11 protein-coding genes and 1 pseudogene are annotated in these 14,623 nt (G+C 64.8%); 5 read left to right on the top strand and 7 right to left on the bottom strand.

The window, feature by feature from the left end; translation table 11 throughout:
- Positions 1-48 precede the first annotated feature (48 nt).
- The 5 genes and pseudogenes from lpdA to ACMGE0_RS03460 all read right to left on the bottom strand — a co-directional run.
- The gene (lpdA, locus tag ACMGE0_RS03480) at positions 49-1,446 is read right to left on the bottom strand and encodes a dihydrolipoyl dehydrogenase (RefSeq protein ID WP_436814450.1); all 1,398 of its coding nucleotides are present in this window, start codon (positions 1,444-1,446) and stop codon (positions 49-51) included.
- Between the two features lie 15 nt (positions 1,447-1,461).
- Positions 1,462-2,763, bottom strand: coding sequence for a dihydrolipoamide acetyltransferase family protein (locus ACMGE0_RS03475; RefSeq protein WP_436814449.1), 1,302 nt, complete (start codon positions 2,761-2,763; stop codon positions 1,462-1,464).
- A gap of 1 nt (position 2,764) precedes the next feature.
- Entirely contained in the window at positions 2,765-3,778 is a 1,014-nt protein-coding gene (locus tag ACMGE0_RS03470) for an alpha-ketoacid dehydrogenase subunit beta (protein ID WP_436814448.1), read from the bottom strand.
- Positions 3,779-3,980: 202 nt separating this feature from the next.
- The gene (locus tag ACMGE0_RS03465) at positions 3,981-5,228 is read right to left on the bottom strand and encodes a 3-methyl-2-oxobutanoate dehydrogenase (2-methylpropanoyl-transferring) subunit alpha (RefSeq protein WP_436814511.1); all 1,248 of its coding nucleotides are present in this window, start codon (positions 5,226-5,228) and stop codon (positions 3,981-3,983) included.
- Positions 5,229-5,279: 51 nt separating this feature from the next.
- A pseudogene (locus ACMGE0_RS03460) lies at positions 5,280-5,441 on the bottom strand (acyl-CoA dehydrogenase family protein); the annotation flags it as partial.
- Between the two features lie 204 nt (positions 5,442-5,645).
- Between ACMGE0_RS03460 and treZ the strand changes: the two are divergent.
- The 5 genes from treZ to ACMGE0_RS03435 all read left to right on the top strand — a co-directional run bounded on the left by treZ (position 5,646) and on the right by ACMGE0_RS03435 (position 13,249).
- Positions 5,646-7,472, top strand: a complete 1,827-nt coding sequence (treZ, locus tag ACMGE0_RS03455) for a malto-oligosyltrehalose trehalohydrolase (protein ID WP_436814447.1) — start codon at positions 5,646-5,648, stop codon at positions 7,470-7,472.
- Complete coding sequence (gene treY, locus ACMGE0_RS03450) at positions 7,469-10,012, top strand: malto-oligosyltrehalose synthase (RefSeq protein WP_436814446.1); 2,544 nt, start codon at positions 7,469-7,471, stop codon at positions 10,010-10,012. The genes treZ and treY overlap by 4 nt, the downstream gene beginning before the upstream one ends.
- Before the next feature lie 313 nt (positions 10,013-10,325).
- On the top strand, positions 10,326-11,651 hold the full coding sequence (locus ACMGE0_RS03445; protein WP_436814445.1) for an NAD(P)/FAD-dependent oxidoreductase: 1,326 nt from the start codon (positions 10,326-10,328) through the stop codon (positions 11,649-11,651).
- On the top strand, positions 11,648-11,932 hold the full coding sequence (locus ACMGE0_RS03440) for a hypothetical protein (RefSeq protein ID WP_436814444.1): 285 nt from the start codon (positions 11,648-11,650) through the stop codon (positions 11,930-11,932). Before ACMGE0_RS03445 ends, ACMGE0_RS03440 begins: the two co-directional genes overlap by 4 nt.
- 9 nt (positions 11,933-11,941) lie before the next feature.
- Positions 11,942-13,249, top strand: coding sequence for a cytochrome P450 (locus tag ACMGE0_RS03435; protein ID WP_436814443.1), 1,308 nt, complete (start codon positions 11,942-11,944; stop codon positions 13,247-13,249).
- Positions 13,250-13,310: 61 nt separating this feature from the next.
- Here ACMGE0_RS03435 and ACMGE0_RS03430 read toward each other — a convergent pair whose 3' ends face one another.
- Both ACMGE0_RS03430 and ACMGE0_RS03425 read right to left on the bottom strand, forming a co-directional pair.
- Entirely contained in the window at positions 13,311-14,168 is an 858-nt protein-coding gene (locus tag ACMGE0_RS03430) for an SDR family oxidoreductase (protein WP_436814442.1), read from the bottom strand.
- A 139-nt stretch (positions 14,169-14,307) separates the two neighbouring features.
- A complete protein-coding gene (locus tag ACMGE0_RS03425) occupies positions 14,308-14,556 on the bottom strand; it encodes a hypothetical protein (protein WP_436814441.1) in 249 nt (82 codons plus the stop codon).
- Positions 14,557-14,623: the final 67 nt, after the last annotated feature.

Here is a 14,623-nt window from a genome sequence, read left to right as displayed (position 1 = left end):
CGCAAGCGGGGAGAGGGTTAGGGTGAGGGGCCATCTTCTCACGCCTCCTCACACATGCAACGCATGCCCCAGCGCCTTCATCGCCGCCTCCGCAAACCCTTCCGACTGCGTCGGATGCGCATGGATCGTGCCGGCGATATCCTCCAGCCGCGCGCCCATCTCGACTGCCAGCGAAAAGGCCGCCGACAGTTCCGACACGCCTGCCCCGACCGCCTGGATGCCGAGCACCAGATGGTTGTCGGCCCGCGCTACGACGCGGACAAAGCCCTCCTCCGACGACAGCGTCATCGCCCGCCCGTTGGCGGTGAACGGAAACTGGCCGATCTTCACCTCGCGTCCGGCCGCCCTCGCCTCCTCCGGCGACAAGCCGACCGAGACGATCTCCGGATCGGTGAAGCAGACGGCCGGGATGGCGCGCTTGTCCCAGGAGCGCCGCTTGCCGGAGACGATCTCCGCCACCATCTCGCCCTGCGCCATGGCCCGATGCGCCAGCATGGGCTCGCCGGTCACGTCGCCGATCGCATGGATGCCGCGCATCGAGGTGCGGCACTGCTCGTCGATACGCAGGAACCGGCCGTCCATGTCGAGTTCCAGCTCCTCGCGGCCCCAGCCCTCGGTCACCGGTCTGCGGCCGACGGTCACCAGCACCTTGTCGGCGGCGATCCGCTTCTCCTCGCCATCGGCGGTTTCCCCCAGCAGCGTCTCTCCGGTCGCCGACAAGCCTTTCACCTTGGTGCCAAGCAGAACCTCGACACCCAGGGCCGACAGCCGTTTCGCGACCGGCTGCGTGAGCGACGTATCATAGAGCGGCAGGATGCGGTCGAGCGCCTCGACGATCATCACCTTCGAACCGAGCTTGGCGAAGGCGATGCCGAGTTCGAGGCCGATATAGCCGGCCCCCACCACCGCCAGCCTTTGCGGCACTTCGGTCAGCGACAATGCACCGGTCGACGAGATCACTTTTCCGCCGAAGGGCAACATAGGCAGTTCCACCGGCGCCGAGCCGGTGGCGATCACGATATTCTCTGACCGGATGACCTGCTCCCCGGTCTCCGTCTCCACTGCCACCGTCTTGCCGTCGCGGAATTTCGCCCGCCCGACGACGATCTTGACGCCTGCCTTCTTCAAGAGCCCCGACACGCCCATGGTCAGCCGGCCGGTAATGCCGTCCTTCCAGGCCATGGTCTTGGCAAGATCGATCACCGGGTTCTCCGCCCGGATGCCCATGGCATTGCGGCGCTCGGCCATGGCGACCGTCCTGTGGAAATCGTCGGCGGCATGGATCAGCGCCTTCGAAGGAATGCAGCCGATATTGAGGCAGGTGCCGCCGGGCTTCGCCATCTCGACGATGACCGTATCGACCCCGAGCTGGCCGGCCCGGATGGCGCAAACATAGCCGCCCGGACCGGCCCCGATGACGAGAAGCTTGCAGGTGATTTCTTTCATCGTTCTTCTTCCACCTCACTCCTCGACGAAGATCAGCGCCGGCGTCTCCAGAAGCGCCTTCAGGCGCTGCACGAAGGTCGCGGCATCCCAGCCGTCGATCACCCGGTGATCGAAGCTGGAGGACAGGTTCATCATCTTGCGCGGCACGAATTGCGCCCCGTCCCAATGCGGCCGGATGGCGAGCTTGTTGACGCCGATGATCGCCACTTCCGGATGGTTGATGACCGGCGTCGAGGCGATACCGCCCATCGCGCCGAGCGAGCTGATAGTGATGGTCGAGCCCGAAAGCTCTTCCCGCAAAGCCGTGCCGTTCTTCGCAGCCTCGCTCAACCGCGCCATCTCGCGGGCGCAGTCGAAGATGTCGCGCGCCTCCGCATGCCTGACGACCGGCACGACGAGACCCGCCGGTGTTTGCGCGGCGATGCCGATATGCACGCCGCCGAATTGGCGGATGACCCCTGCCTCGTCGTCGAAATGGGCGTTGATGCCCGGCTGTTCGGCGACCGCCTTCACCATGGCGCGCATCAGGAAGGGCAGGATGGTGAGTTTTGGCTTGCCCGCTTTCAGGCTGCCGTTGAGGCGGGCACGCAGTTCCTCCAGCGCCGTCATGTCCACCTCCTCCACATAGGTGATATGGGGAATGCGCGACTTCGAAAGCGCCATCTTCTCGGCGATCCGGCGGCGAAGCCCGACGACCTTCACCTCCTGAACGCTTTTGTTCGGCTGCAGGCCGGCGGCGACCGCGCCGCCGCTCTCGCGGCTCAAAAACGCGTCGAGGTCTTCGTGGGTGATGCGGCCGGCCGGGCCGGTTCCCGGCACCTGACGCAGATCGACGCCCGCCTCCTTGGCCCGCAAACGCACGGCCGGTGTCGCCAGCGGCTTCTCGCCCTCCGCACGCGGCGCGCCGGCGCTTTTCGGCATCGGAGCTGCGGCGGGTTTCGCGGCAACGGTCTCCGGCACAGGTTCCGGCTTTTCCGCCGCCGGTTCGAACTCCCTCTCGGTTTCGACCGACAGCGCTTCCGGTTGCGGTGCCGGAACATGAACCTCCGGCTCCACCTCGCCGTCGCCCCCTTCCCCCGCGGTCTTGATCTTCAGGATCACGGTGCCGGTGGCGATCACGTCGCCGATCTCGCCGTGCCGGTAGGTCACCTCCCCCTCCACCGGCGAGGGAATTTCGACGGTCGCCTTGCCGGTCATGACGGCTGCAAGCACCATGTCCTCGCGCACCAGATCGCCGACCTTCACATGCCATTCGACAAGCTCGGCTTCCGCGACGCCTTCACCCACATCCGGCAGCTTGATGATCTTTTCGCCCATCTCACGCCTCCATCATGTCGCGCAGCGCCCGGCCGACGCGGGCCGGTCCCGGAAAATAATCCCATTCCTGCGCATGCGGATAAGGCGTGTCCCAGCCGGCGACGCGGATGACCGGCGCTTCGAGGTGATAGAAGCAGTGCTCCTGCACCAGCGCCGAAAGCTCCGCGCCGAAGCCGGAGGTCAGCGTCGCCTCGTGCACCACCATGCAGCGGCCGGTCTTCTTCACCGAAGCGACGATCGTCTCGAGGTCGAGCGGCAGCAGAGTGCGCAGATCGATCACCTCGGCATCGATGCCCGTCTCCTCCGCCGTCGCCTCCGCCACATGCACCATCGTGCCATAGGCGAGCACGGTCACCGCCGATCCCGGCCGGCGCACCACCGCCTTGCCGAGCGGCACCGTGTAATGTTCCGTGGGCACTTCGCCGAGCGGATGCGCCGCCCAGGAGGTCACCGGCCGGTCGTGATGGCCGTCGAACGGTCCGTTGTAGAGCCGCTTTGGTTCGAGGAAGATCACCGGGTCCGGGTTTTCGATCGAGGAGATCAGCAGGCCCTTGGCGTCGTAGGGGTTGGACGGCACCACGACCTGCAGCCCGCAGACATGGGTGAACAGCGCCTCCGGGCTCTGGCTGTGCGTCTGGCCGCCGAAAATGCCGCCGCCGGTCGGCATGCGGATCGTCACCGGGCAGGTGAAATCCCCGTTCGAGCGATAGCGCAGCCGCGCAGCCTCCTGGGTAAGCTGGTCATAGGCCGGATACATGTAATCCGCGAACTGGATCTCGACGCAGGGTTTCAGACCATAGGCCGCCATGCCGATCGCGGCACCGACGATGCCGGATTCGTTGATCGGCACGTCGAAGCAGCGCGTCTTGCCGTATTTCTGCTGGAGCCCCTGCGTGCAGCGGAAGACGCCGCCGAAATAGCCGACGTCCTCGCCGAACACGACCACATCGCCGTCGCGCTCCATGGAAACGTCCATCGCGCTGCGGATCGCCTCGATCATCGTCATGCGCGCCATGGCGAGGCCTCCGTGGAGAGGTCGATGCCGAGAAGAGAGGAAAAAAGACCCCCTCTGGCCTGCCGGCCATCTCCCCCACAAGGGGGGAGAAGATTCGCGGCACCGCCTTGCTGCCAATCACCGGTCGGTGCGGCTGGGTTAACCCCTCCCCCTTGTGGGGAGGGGTTGGGGAGGGGTCTTCGGAGGGCGAAAACACTCATGATTACACCCCCGCCTGCTGCCGTTGCCGTTTCAGATGCGGCGGCATTTCCGCATAGACGCCCTCGAACATGTCGCGCATCGAAGGCCGGCCGCCGGAATGGAGCGTGCCGTGACGCTCCGCCTCCTTCTGGGCCGCGACCACCGTATCGCGGATTTCCGCCTCCATCTGCGTGTGCCGCTCCTCGCTCCAGGCGCCGACCCGGATCAGGTGGTTCTTCAGCCGGATGACCGGATCGCCGAGCGGCCAGGCCTCCGACTCCTCCTTCGGCCGGTAGGCGGAGGGATCGTCGGAGGTGGAGTGCGCCCCGACGCGATAGGTGACGTATTCGACCAGCGTCGGACCGATGTTCCGCCGCGCCCGCTCCGCCGCCCATTTGGCGACCGCATGGACGGCGAGATAATCGTTGCCGTCGACGCGCAGCGACGGCAGCCCGAACCCGAGCCCGCGCGCCGCGAACGTGCCGGAACCGCCGCGCGCAATCCCCTGGAAGGTGGAAATGGCCCACTGGTTGTTGACGACGTTGAGGATGACGGGCGCCCGGTAGGTGGAGGCGAAGACGAGGGCTGCATGGAAATCCGATTCCGCCGTCGCCCCGTCGCCGATCCAGCCGGCGGCGATCTTGGTGTCTTGTCTGATGGCGGACGCCATCGCCCAGCCGACCGCCTGGATATACTGCGTGGCAAGATTGCCGGAGATCGTGAAGAAGCCGAATTCCTTGGAGGAGTAGAGAACCGGCAACTGCCGGCCCTTCAACGGATCGGCATCGTTGGAATAGATCTCGTTCATCATGTCGACCATCGGATAGCCGCCCGCGATCAGGAGGCCCGCCTGGCGATAGGTCGGAAAGTTCATGTCGCCCGGTTGCAGCGCCTTGCGGAAGGCGCAGGAGACCGCCTCCTCGCCGAGATGCTGCATGTAGAAGGAGGTCTTGCCCTGCCGCTGCGCCATCAGCATGCGCTGGTCGAAGGTGCGCAGCAGCATCATGTGCCGCAGGCCCTCCATCAGTTCCTCGTTGCTGAGCGACCCGGCCCAGGGGCCGACGGCCTCGCCTTCCCGGTTGAGCACACGGATGATCGAGAAGGCGAGATCGCGGATCGTCTCGGGGTCCGCATCCACCTCCGGCCGGCGCACGGAGCCCGCCTTGGGGATCGTCACATTGGAAAAATCCGGCTTGCCGCCCGGCCTCACCTCCGGTTCCGGCACATGCAGGCTCAACCTGCCGGGCGGGTTCGGCTTCATGTCATGCATCATTCGCTTCTCCTCCCAAAGAACCGGCAGTTCACGCAGCACTTCACCTCATCAGGCAAAGCCTCTGGCAGTGATGATCTTCCGGATGTCCGACATCCCCTCGTCGATCCGGCAGACGCGGACGTCCCGATGGATGCGCTCAAGGGGGAAATCGGAAATGTAGCCGTAACCGCCGAGCGTTTGGATCGCCGCGGCCGTCGAACAGATGAGCTCCTCCTCATCGGTCAGCATGCACGGATCTCCTCCTCGAAACCGTCTGCATGAGATCTAATCTAGGGCCGGAAACTGCGGCGTGCCACTCCTGCGAACTTGCTATTTGTTACGCGTTTCAGCAATTTTATTGCGCAGCCGCCCGATGATGGAACCGAGAGCCTCTCCGGCCGTTTGCCGGTTCTCTCCAACCAGGGGCTGGTCGATATGTCGGAACTGGATACCATCACTGAATTCCGCACATTTCCAAAGACATGGGGTGCCGAATATGTCGCGGCCGGCGAAGTGCGCTTCCGGCTTTGGGCGCCGGGCCAGAAAACGGTGATGCTGCGCCTGAACGGCGAAGACACCGAGATGACCCGTACAGACGACGGCTGGTTTGAGTTGCTGGCCACGGGCATCTCCCCCGGCGCGGAATACAATTATGTCCTTTCCGATGGCATGGTCGTGCCGGACCCCGCCTCGCGTGGCCAGAGGGACGACGTCAACGGCCCCTCGCTCGTCATCGACCCCACGAACTACGCCTGGCAGCATCCGGAATGGAAAGGCCGGCCCTGGGAGGAAACGGTCGTCTACGAACTCCATATCGGCACCTTCACGAAGGAAGGGACGTTCCGCGCCGCGATCGAAAAACTTCCCTATCTCGCCGAACTCGGCATCACCATGATCGAGGTCATGCCGGTCGCCCATTTCGGCGGCAAGCGCGGCTGGGGTTACGACGGCGTGCTGCTCTATGCGCCGCATGCCGCCTATGGCCCGCCTGAGGATTTCAAGGCCTTTATCGATGCCGCGCATGGCCGCGGGCTGATGGTCGTCCTCGACATCGTGCTCAACCATTTCGGCCCGGAGGGAAATTATCTGCCTCTTCTCGCGCCGGCCTTCTTCCATCCGGAAAAGACGACGCCCTGGGGTACGGCGATCGCCTACGAAACGGATGCCGTGCGGCGCTACATCGTCGAGAACCCGCTCTACTGGCTGGAGGAGTTCCATCTCGACGGGTTGCGCTTCGATGCGATCGACGTGATCGAGGACAAATCCGAAAAGCACGTTCTGATCGAGATCGCCGAACGCATCCGCGCCGAGATCACCGACCGGCCGATCCATCTGACGACCGAGGACAGCCGCAACGTCACCTTCCTGCATCCCCGCGACGAGAACGGCAATGCGCCGCTCTTCACCGGCGAATGGAACGATGATTTCCATAACGCGGTCCACGTCCTCGCCACCGGCGAGACCCATGCCTATTACGGGGATTTCGCGAAGGACCCGGAAAAGCTGGTGGCGCGCGTGCTGGCGGAAGGCTTCGCCTATCAGGGTGAGGTCTCGCCGCAGAAAGGCAAGCCGCGAGGCGTTTCGAGCCTCGACCAGCCGCCGGTCGCCTTCGTCGATTTCATCCAGAACCATGACCAGGTCGGCAATCGCGCCCAGGGCGAGCGGCTGGTCTCGCTTTCCGGACCGCATAAGGTGAAGACGCTGCTCACCGCCCTTCTGCTCTCGCCGCACATTCCGCTTCTCTTCATGGGCGAGGAATACGGCGAGACCAACCCCTTCCTCTTCTTCGCGGATTTCCACGGCGATCTTGCGAAAGCGGTGCGCGACGGCCGCCGCAAGGAATTCGAGGGCCACGCCGGCCACGAGGCCGACACCGTGCCAGACCCCAACGCGAAAAAGACTTTCGACGCCTCCAGGCTCGACTGGGCAAAGCCGGCATCCACGGAGGGCTGGGATTGGCTGGACTTCACGAGGACGCTCCTGAAGCTGCGGCGGGAGATCGTCGTGCCCCTGCTCGTCTCGGCGCCCGGCCGTTCCGGCAGGGTGGTGAAGACGGACAAGGGTTTCGTTGCCGTCTCCTGGAGCTTCCCGAAGGGAAAGCTTTCCATGGCGATCAACGTCGGCGACAGGACGCAAGCCCGTCCGGACATGCCGGGTAAAGGCGTCTTCGCCTATCCCGGTAAGGATCATCCGGAGAACGTCGAGGAGCTGCCGCCCAATTCCGCCCTGGTTTGTTTCGAAGCCGCGGGGGCCATCCCATGAAGGTACCGACCGCCACCTACCGCATCCAGTTCCGCAACGGCATGACCTTCGACCGGGCAGCGGCGCTCGTGCCGTATTTGAAACGGCTCGGCATCAGCCATCTCTACGCCTCGCCGATCTTCACCGCCGCGGCGGGCTCAACTCATGGCTATGACGTCACCGACGCCAACGAGATCGATCCCGCGATCGGCGGCCGTGACGGTTTCGAGCGGATGGTGAAGGCGCTGAAGATGGAGGGCCTCGGCCTCATCCTCGACATCGTGCCGAACCATATGGCCGCCTCGCTTGAAAATCCCTGGTGGCGCGACGTGGTCGAGAACGGCGGAAAGAGCCGCTACGCCCGCCATTTCGACATCGACTGGACCCGACGCCTGACGCTCCCCTTCCTGGGCGATACGTTCGAACAGGTGCTGCAGGCCGGTGAGATAGCGATAAGACCCGATCCGAAGACGGGCAAGCCGTCGCTCGCCTATTACGACACGTTCTATCCCCTGATGCCGCCAAGCTATGCCGGCCGCGAAGCGGAGGTGCTGAAGATCACCGACGGGGCTGCGATCGCTCGCCTGCACGACCAGCAGCCCTATCGCCTGATGTCCTGGCGGGATGTGCCGCGCGAACTTGGCTATCGGCGCTTTTTCGAGGTCGCCGGGCTCGTCGGCATGCGGGTCGAGGACGGCACCGTCTTCGACGATACCCACCGCCTCATCCTCGAACTTGTCCACAGCGGCAAGGTGGACGGGCTGCGCATAGACCACATCGACGGGCTTGCGGACCCGAAAGCCTATCTCGAACGCCTTCGCCACGAAACGGGGCCGGACTGTTACATCGTCGTCGAGAAAATCCTCGGCGAAGGCGAGCACATCCCCCGCGACTGGCCGGTCTCCGGCACGACCGGCTACGAGTTCATTGCGGCGCTCGGCAACGTGCTGGTGGATGGCGGCAAGCTCGATGCGCTGCGCGACGCCTATCACCGGGTCGCCGGCCGGCCGGCCGACATGGAAGCGGAACTCCGTGCAGCGAAATTGCTGATGGCCGACAACAACTTCGCCGGCGAGGTTGAATCACTTCTGAAGCTCGCCATCGAGATCAGCCAGGCGGAGGATCGCGAGTCCACGCTTTCGGAATCCGCGATGAAATCCGCCCTGCGCGAGCTGCTCACCGCCTTCCCGGTCTACCGCACCTACGGCACTCGCGAGGGCCTGCCGCCGGAAGGCCGCGCTATGCTGGACACGGTTCTGGCCAGGGTCAGGAGCGGCCCGGATGCGCCGGACGCGCATGCTCTCGCCTTCCTCGAACGCATCCTGATCGGCGATGTCGAACAGGCCGCGGCCGGCCAGGCCTCCGTCTTCCGCACCCGCTTCCAGCAATTGACCGGTCCGCTGATGGCGAAGTCGGTGGAGGACACGCTCTTCTTCCGCCACCATATGCTGCTGGCGCTGAACGAGGTCGGCGCCGAGCCGCTGCCGCACCCTTTCTCGCTCGACCGTTTCCACGCGGAAATGCAGACGCGGTTGGAGAGCCAGCCGGATGCGCTTTCGGGGACCTCCACGCACGACACCAAGCGCGGCGAAGATGCCCGCGCCCGGCTTTACGCCTTGAGCGAGGCGCCGGAACTCTGGGCGGAAGCCGTCGCCCGCTGGCGGGAGACGAACCGCACGGCCGTGCGGATGCTCGACGACGGCCCGGCGCCCGAACCGGAGGTCGAATGGATGCTCTACCAGGCACTTGCGGGCGCCTGGCCGGCCGATTTGCACCTGGAGGACACAGCCGGCCTCAAATCCCTGGAAGAGCGGTTTGCCGCCTATACGGAAAAGGCGCTGCGCGAGGCGAAGCTCCGCACCAACTGGGGCGATGCGAACGAAGCCTATGAAGAAGCCGTCATCGGCTATGCCCGAAACCTTCTCTCGCCCGGCAACTTGGCCTTCCTGGCGGATTTCACTGAAACTATCCGGCCTTTCATCCGCGCCGGCCTGGTCAACAGCCTCACCCAGACGATCATCAAGCTCGCCGCTCCCGGCGTGCCCGACATCTATCAAGGCGCCGAGGGCATGGATCTCAGCCTCGTCGATCCGGACAATCGCCGGGAACCGGACTTCGGGACGCTGCAGAAGTGTCTGACGAAGGAGGAAAAGCCGGCCTCGGGAGAGGAGGAGGAATGGCGGAGCGGAAGGCTGAAGCAGCATGTGATCGCCGCCCTCCTCCACCTTCGCCAGGAAGCGCCGACGCTGTTCCGCAAGGGCGAGTACCTGCCGCTTGAAGCCATCGGCAAGCGCAAGGACAACATCGTCGCCTTCGCCCGCGCCGAGGCCGACGATGCGCTGATCGTGATCGCCCCGCGTCTCGTCTTCGACGCGCTCCATGCCGGCCTTGTCCCGGCCGGTTCCGAATGGTGGGAAGAAACCGGGATCGCCCTGCCGCAAAAACTCGCCAACCGCCGCTATCGCGACGTCTGCGCCGGCAGAACCATCGACCCGCAGGAGCGGATCGCGGCAGCCCTCGTTTTCGGCGGGCATCCTTTCGCGCTGCTCCTGGCGGAATAGGTCTTCCACCTTCGCGAAGAAAAAGGCGCCGCTCCCGGCGGAACGGCGCCCTGATTCTCTTGCTGAAGTTTAACTGTCGGGAAATTCTCTAATGGAATCAAGCGAATCCGACGAGATTCAAGACGGCGATGATGATCACGACGGCGCCGACCAACCAGATGATGCTGTTCATGACGTTCTCCTTTTTCTGTTGTAAAACGAACGGCGCGAGGCTGAAAAGGTTCCGCCGGAAGGCGCTTGGAACAAACGCCGGGACCACGTGTTGAACGAGCATCGTGCGGAGGTGCGCTCTCCGCCAACAGGTGGGGACGAAATGGCCGGAAAAATTCTCCCGAACGAGACGGTAAACCACGCAGGCCCTTTGCGCGTCGTGATCGTCGGCGCCGGCTTTGCCGGCCTCGCCGCCGCTCGCGAGCTCGGCAACACGGAGATCGACGTCACCGTCATCGACCGGCGCAACCACAATCTCTTCCAGCCGCTGCTCTATCAGGTCGCCACCGCCGCGCTTTCGCCCGCCGATGTTTCGGAGCCGATCCGCCGCACGCTGGGCCGGTATCGCAACATCAAGGTCATGCTGGCGGAAGTGACCGGCATCGATGCGGCCGCGAAGGAAGTGAAGCTCGATTACGGCTCTTCGGTGCCCTACGACCGGCTCGTCGTCGCCACCGGCTCTGAATACAACTATTTCGGCCATGAGGACTGGCGCGCCTGGGCGCCGGGCCTCAAGACCATCCACGAGGCGCGCCTGATCCGCCAGCGCCTGCTGCTCGCCTTCGAGAAGGCGGAGCTTTCCCAGGACCCGGAGGAGAAGAAGGCGCTGCTCACCAGCGTCATCATCGGCGGTGGCCCGACCGGCGTCGAGATGGCGGGCGCCATTTCCGAACTCGGCCGCTTCATGATCACCCGCGATTTCCGCAAGCTGGAACCGGACAGCATGCGGGTCATCCTTGTCGAGGCCGGCCCGAAGATCCTCGCGGCCTTTCCGGACAATCTCGTGCAATACGCCATGAAGGTGCTGGAGAAGGAAGGCGTCGAGGTGAGGACGAACCTGCCGGTCGCATCCGTGACGAAGGACGAGGTGATCGCGGGCTCCGAGCGCATCCGCACCGGCTGCATCATCTGGGGCGCGGGCGTGAAGGCGTCTCCGGCCGCCAAATGGCTTGGTATCGAAGGCAAGGCCGGCGGCCGTATCCCGGTCGAGCCCGATCTTTCGGTCACCGGTTTCCCGGAAATTTTTGCTATCGGCGATACGGCGCTCGGCCTCGAGGACGGCAAGCCGCTACCGGCCCTCGCCCAGGTCGCCAAGCAGCAGGGCGAGTATGTCGGCAAGGCGCTCCGGGCCCGCTTGCTGGAGGGCAAGCCGAGCAGCGAGCCCTTCCGCTTCCACAATCGCGGCAACACGGCCGTGATCGGCCGCAATACGGCGATCTTCGACTTCGGCCGCTGGACTTTGAAGGGCCGGTTCGCATGGTTCCTCTGGGCGCTCGTCCACGTCTACCTGCTCGTCAATTTCGAGAAGCGCCTGCTCGTCAGCATCCAGTGGATCTGGCGCTATCTGACCCGCCAGCGCGGCGCCCGGCTGATCGACGAGAACGCCGCCTCCTTCGTCCCCTCTTCCACGCAAAGGACAGAGACATGAACACCGCCAACCCGCAGCTCGAAGGTCTTTATCTCGCCATCGCGGCGATCAACCGGCTCCTGGTCGACAAGGGTCTCCTTTCGCATGCGGAGATCCAGAACGTCCTGCAGACCGTCGAACGCAACGTGCTGGCCGACGACAATCAGCTCAACGTTTCCAGCTCCCATCAGAAGGCGGTCGCCTTTCCGATCCGCCTCCTTCTGCTGGCGAACGAGGCGGACGAAGCGGGCACGAAATTCTGTTTCGACGACCTGGCGCGGGAGATCGGCCGCCGGACATAGGAGCAGCCCATGAGACGTACCGGAATGCCGGAGGAGAAGAAGCCTCCCGCCGGCGGGATGCCGCAGGCCATCCCCGAGGAGAACGCGCTCGACGCGACGCTCCTGCTCCTGCAGGAAGGCTACGAATTCATCTCCAACCGGTGCGACAGGCTCGGCACGGACATTTTCCGCACCCGGCTCATGCTGACCGACGTCCTGTGCATGCGCGGGCCGCAAGCAGCACGGCTCTTCTACGGCGCGCCCGGATTGACCCGAAAGGGTTCGATGCCCCAGACCGTCCTGCGCCTGCTGCAGGACAAGGGCAGCGTACAACAGCTCGACGACGAGGCGCATCGGCATCGCAAGGCCTTGTTCGTGCGCATGCTGATGCAGGCCGAAGACGTCGCGGCCCTGGTTGCGCTGTTCCGCGATCTTTGGCGCAGCGAGCTTCCGCGCTGGCGGGAGGCGGGCCGGATCGTGCTCTTCGACGAGGTCAACCGGCTGCTGACGCGCGCCGTTTGCGGCTGGGCGTGCGTTCCCCTGCCGCAGGAAAAGGTGTCCGGCATGGCCCGATCGCTGGCGGGGATGGTGGAAAACGCCGGCCACATACGCCCCGGAACCGTGAAGGCGCTCCTGCGGCGGACCCGCACGGAAAAATATCTGGAAGGCCTCGTTCGGGATGTCCGCGCCGGCCGGCTCGACGTGCCAGAGCGCGCTCCCCTTGCTCGCATCGCCGCCCACCGCGAGCTGGACGGCAAGCCGCTCGACCCGGCGGTCGCGGCCGTGGAGCTCACGAACGTCCTTCGGCCGGCGGTGGCGGTCGGCCGTTTCGTCGTCTTCGCCGCGCTGGAACTCTACCGCAACAGCTTCTGGGTCCGCCTGTTTCAAGGCGGCGACGAGAAGGCGATGGAGGAATTCGTCGAAGAGGTCCGCCGGACGGCTCCTTTCTTTCCGTTTGTCGGCGCAATCGCGAAAGAGGATATCGAGTGGGAGGGCCATGTCATTCCGAAAGGTCAATGGCTGCTGCTCGACCTCTACGGCACCGTCCACGACGAACGGCTCTTCCCGCGGTCGCAGGATTTCTGGCCGCAGCGGCACCTTTCCTGGCGCCATCAGGACTTCAGCTTCATTCCCCAAGGCGCGGGCGAAACGGCGAGCACGCACCGCTGCCCCGGCGAACAGATCACCGTCGAGATCGTCAAGGAAGCCGCGCGGCTGCTCTCTACCGAAATGTGCTACGACGTGCCCGAACAGGATTTCACGGTGAGGAAGAACCGGATACCGGCCCTGCCGGAAAGCGGTTTCGTGATAACGAACATCCGCAAGCCGGAAATATGAACGGCGGCATGAGCGCATGCCGCCGCTTGTGGCTTGGGAGGAGAGAGCTTGGCGCGGTAAATCAGAGGATCGGCTTGCCGCCGGTCACTGCGATCGTCGTGCCGGAAACGTAGCTCGACAACGGATCGGCGAGCATGACGTAGGTTGTCGCCAGTTCCGCCGGTTGGCCCGGCCGTTTCATCGGCACCTGCTTGCCGAATTCCTTCACCCTGTCTTCCGGCATGGTGGAGGGAATGAGCGGCGTCCAGATCGGCCCGGGCGCGACGGCATTGGCGCGGATGCCCTTCTCGGCCAGAAGCTGCGCCAGTCCGGCCGTGAAATTCTGGATCGCGCCCTTGGTGGTCGCATAGGCCAGCAGCGTCGGGCTCGGCGTGTCGGCGTTGATCGACGCGGTGTTGATGATGGCGCTGCCCGGCTTCATGTGCGGAACGGCGGCCTTGGTGAGATAGAACATCGAATGGATGTTGACCCTGAAAGTCAGCTCCCATTCCTCGTCGCTGATGTCCTCGATCGAGGCGAAGGTCGCCTGGTGGGCCGCATTGTTGACGAGGACGTCGATGCCGCCGAGTTCCTTCACCGCCCTGTCGATGATCGACCGGCAATGGGCGGCCGTCTGGATGTCGCCGGGCACGAGCACCGCCTTGCGGCCCGCCTCTTCCACCAGCCGTTTGGTGTCCTCGGCATCCTCGTCCTCGTCGAGATAGGAGATCAGAAGATCGGCGCCCTCGCGGGCATAGGCGATCGCCACCGCCCGGCCGATGCCGCTGTCGCCGCCGGTGATCACCGCTCTCTTGCCGGCGAGCCGGCCCGAACCGCGGTAGGATTGTTCGCCATGATCCGGTACGGGCTTCATCTGTCCCGTAAAGCCCGGCATCGGCTGCTGCTGTTCGGGAAAGGGCGGTGTCGGGTACTGGGCCATGGGCGCCTCCTGGTCTCGGGGTGGGAAAATCGCTCTCTCCAACTGTCCGCAACGGCGGATGTTCCCGGTCGCAGACGCAACCTGAAAAAGAAAAGGGCGCCTCGGAAGCGCCTTGTTACCGCCTCTTCCAGTCCGCCGATCAGGCGCCGGGCGTCATCGCCCCGTCGCCGCGCCGCAGCCGCTTCAACTGGTTGACGATCCTGAGCGAGCCGGCGGCACGCGCGGCGGAAAAATCCGAGCTCTTCGACAATATCCGCAGCATGTCCTCCGCCTCGTCGGCAGAGATGGTGCCGCGGGCGGCGAGCCCGTCGATCAGCAGAAGCATGGCCCCTTCGACGGCAAGCGACCGCCGGCGCACTTCCATTTCGATTTCATCCGACTGAGGCATCTGAAGCTCCTTCCGCTGTCCCTTGTCGAATGGTTTGGGAAAGGAATTGTTCCTGACCTTTCGACGC

The organism is Neorhizobium descurainiae (assembly GCF_051400715.1).
Classification (GTDB): Bacteria; Pseudomonadota; Alphaproteobacteria; order Rhizobiales; family Rhizobiaceae; genus Neorhizobium.
Note: the sequence above shows the minus strand (reverse complement) of the source record. Positions and strands in the feature narration are given on the sequence as shown.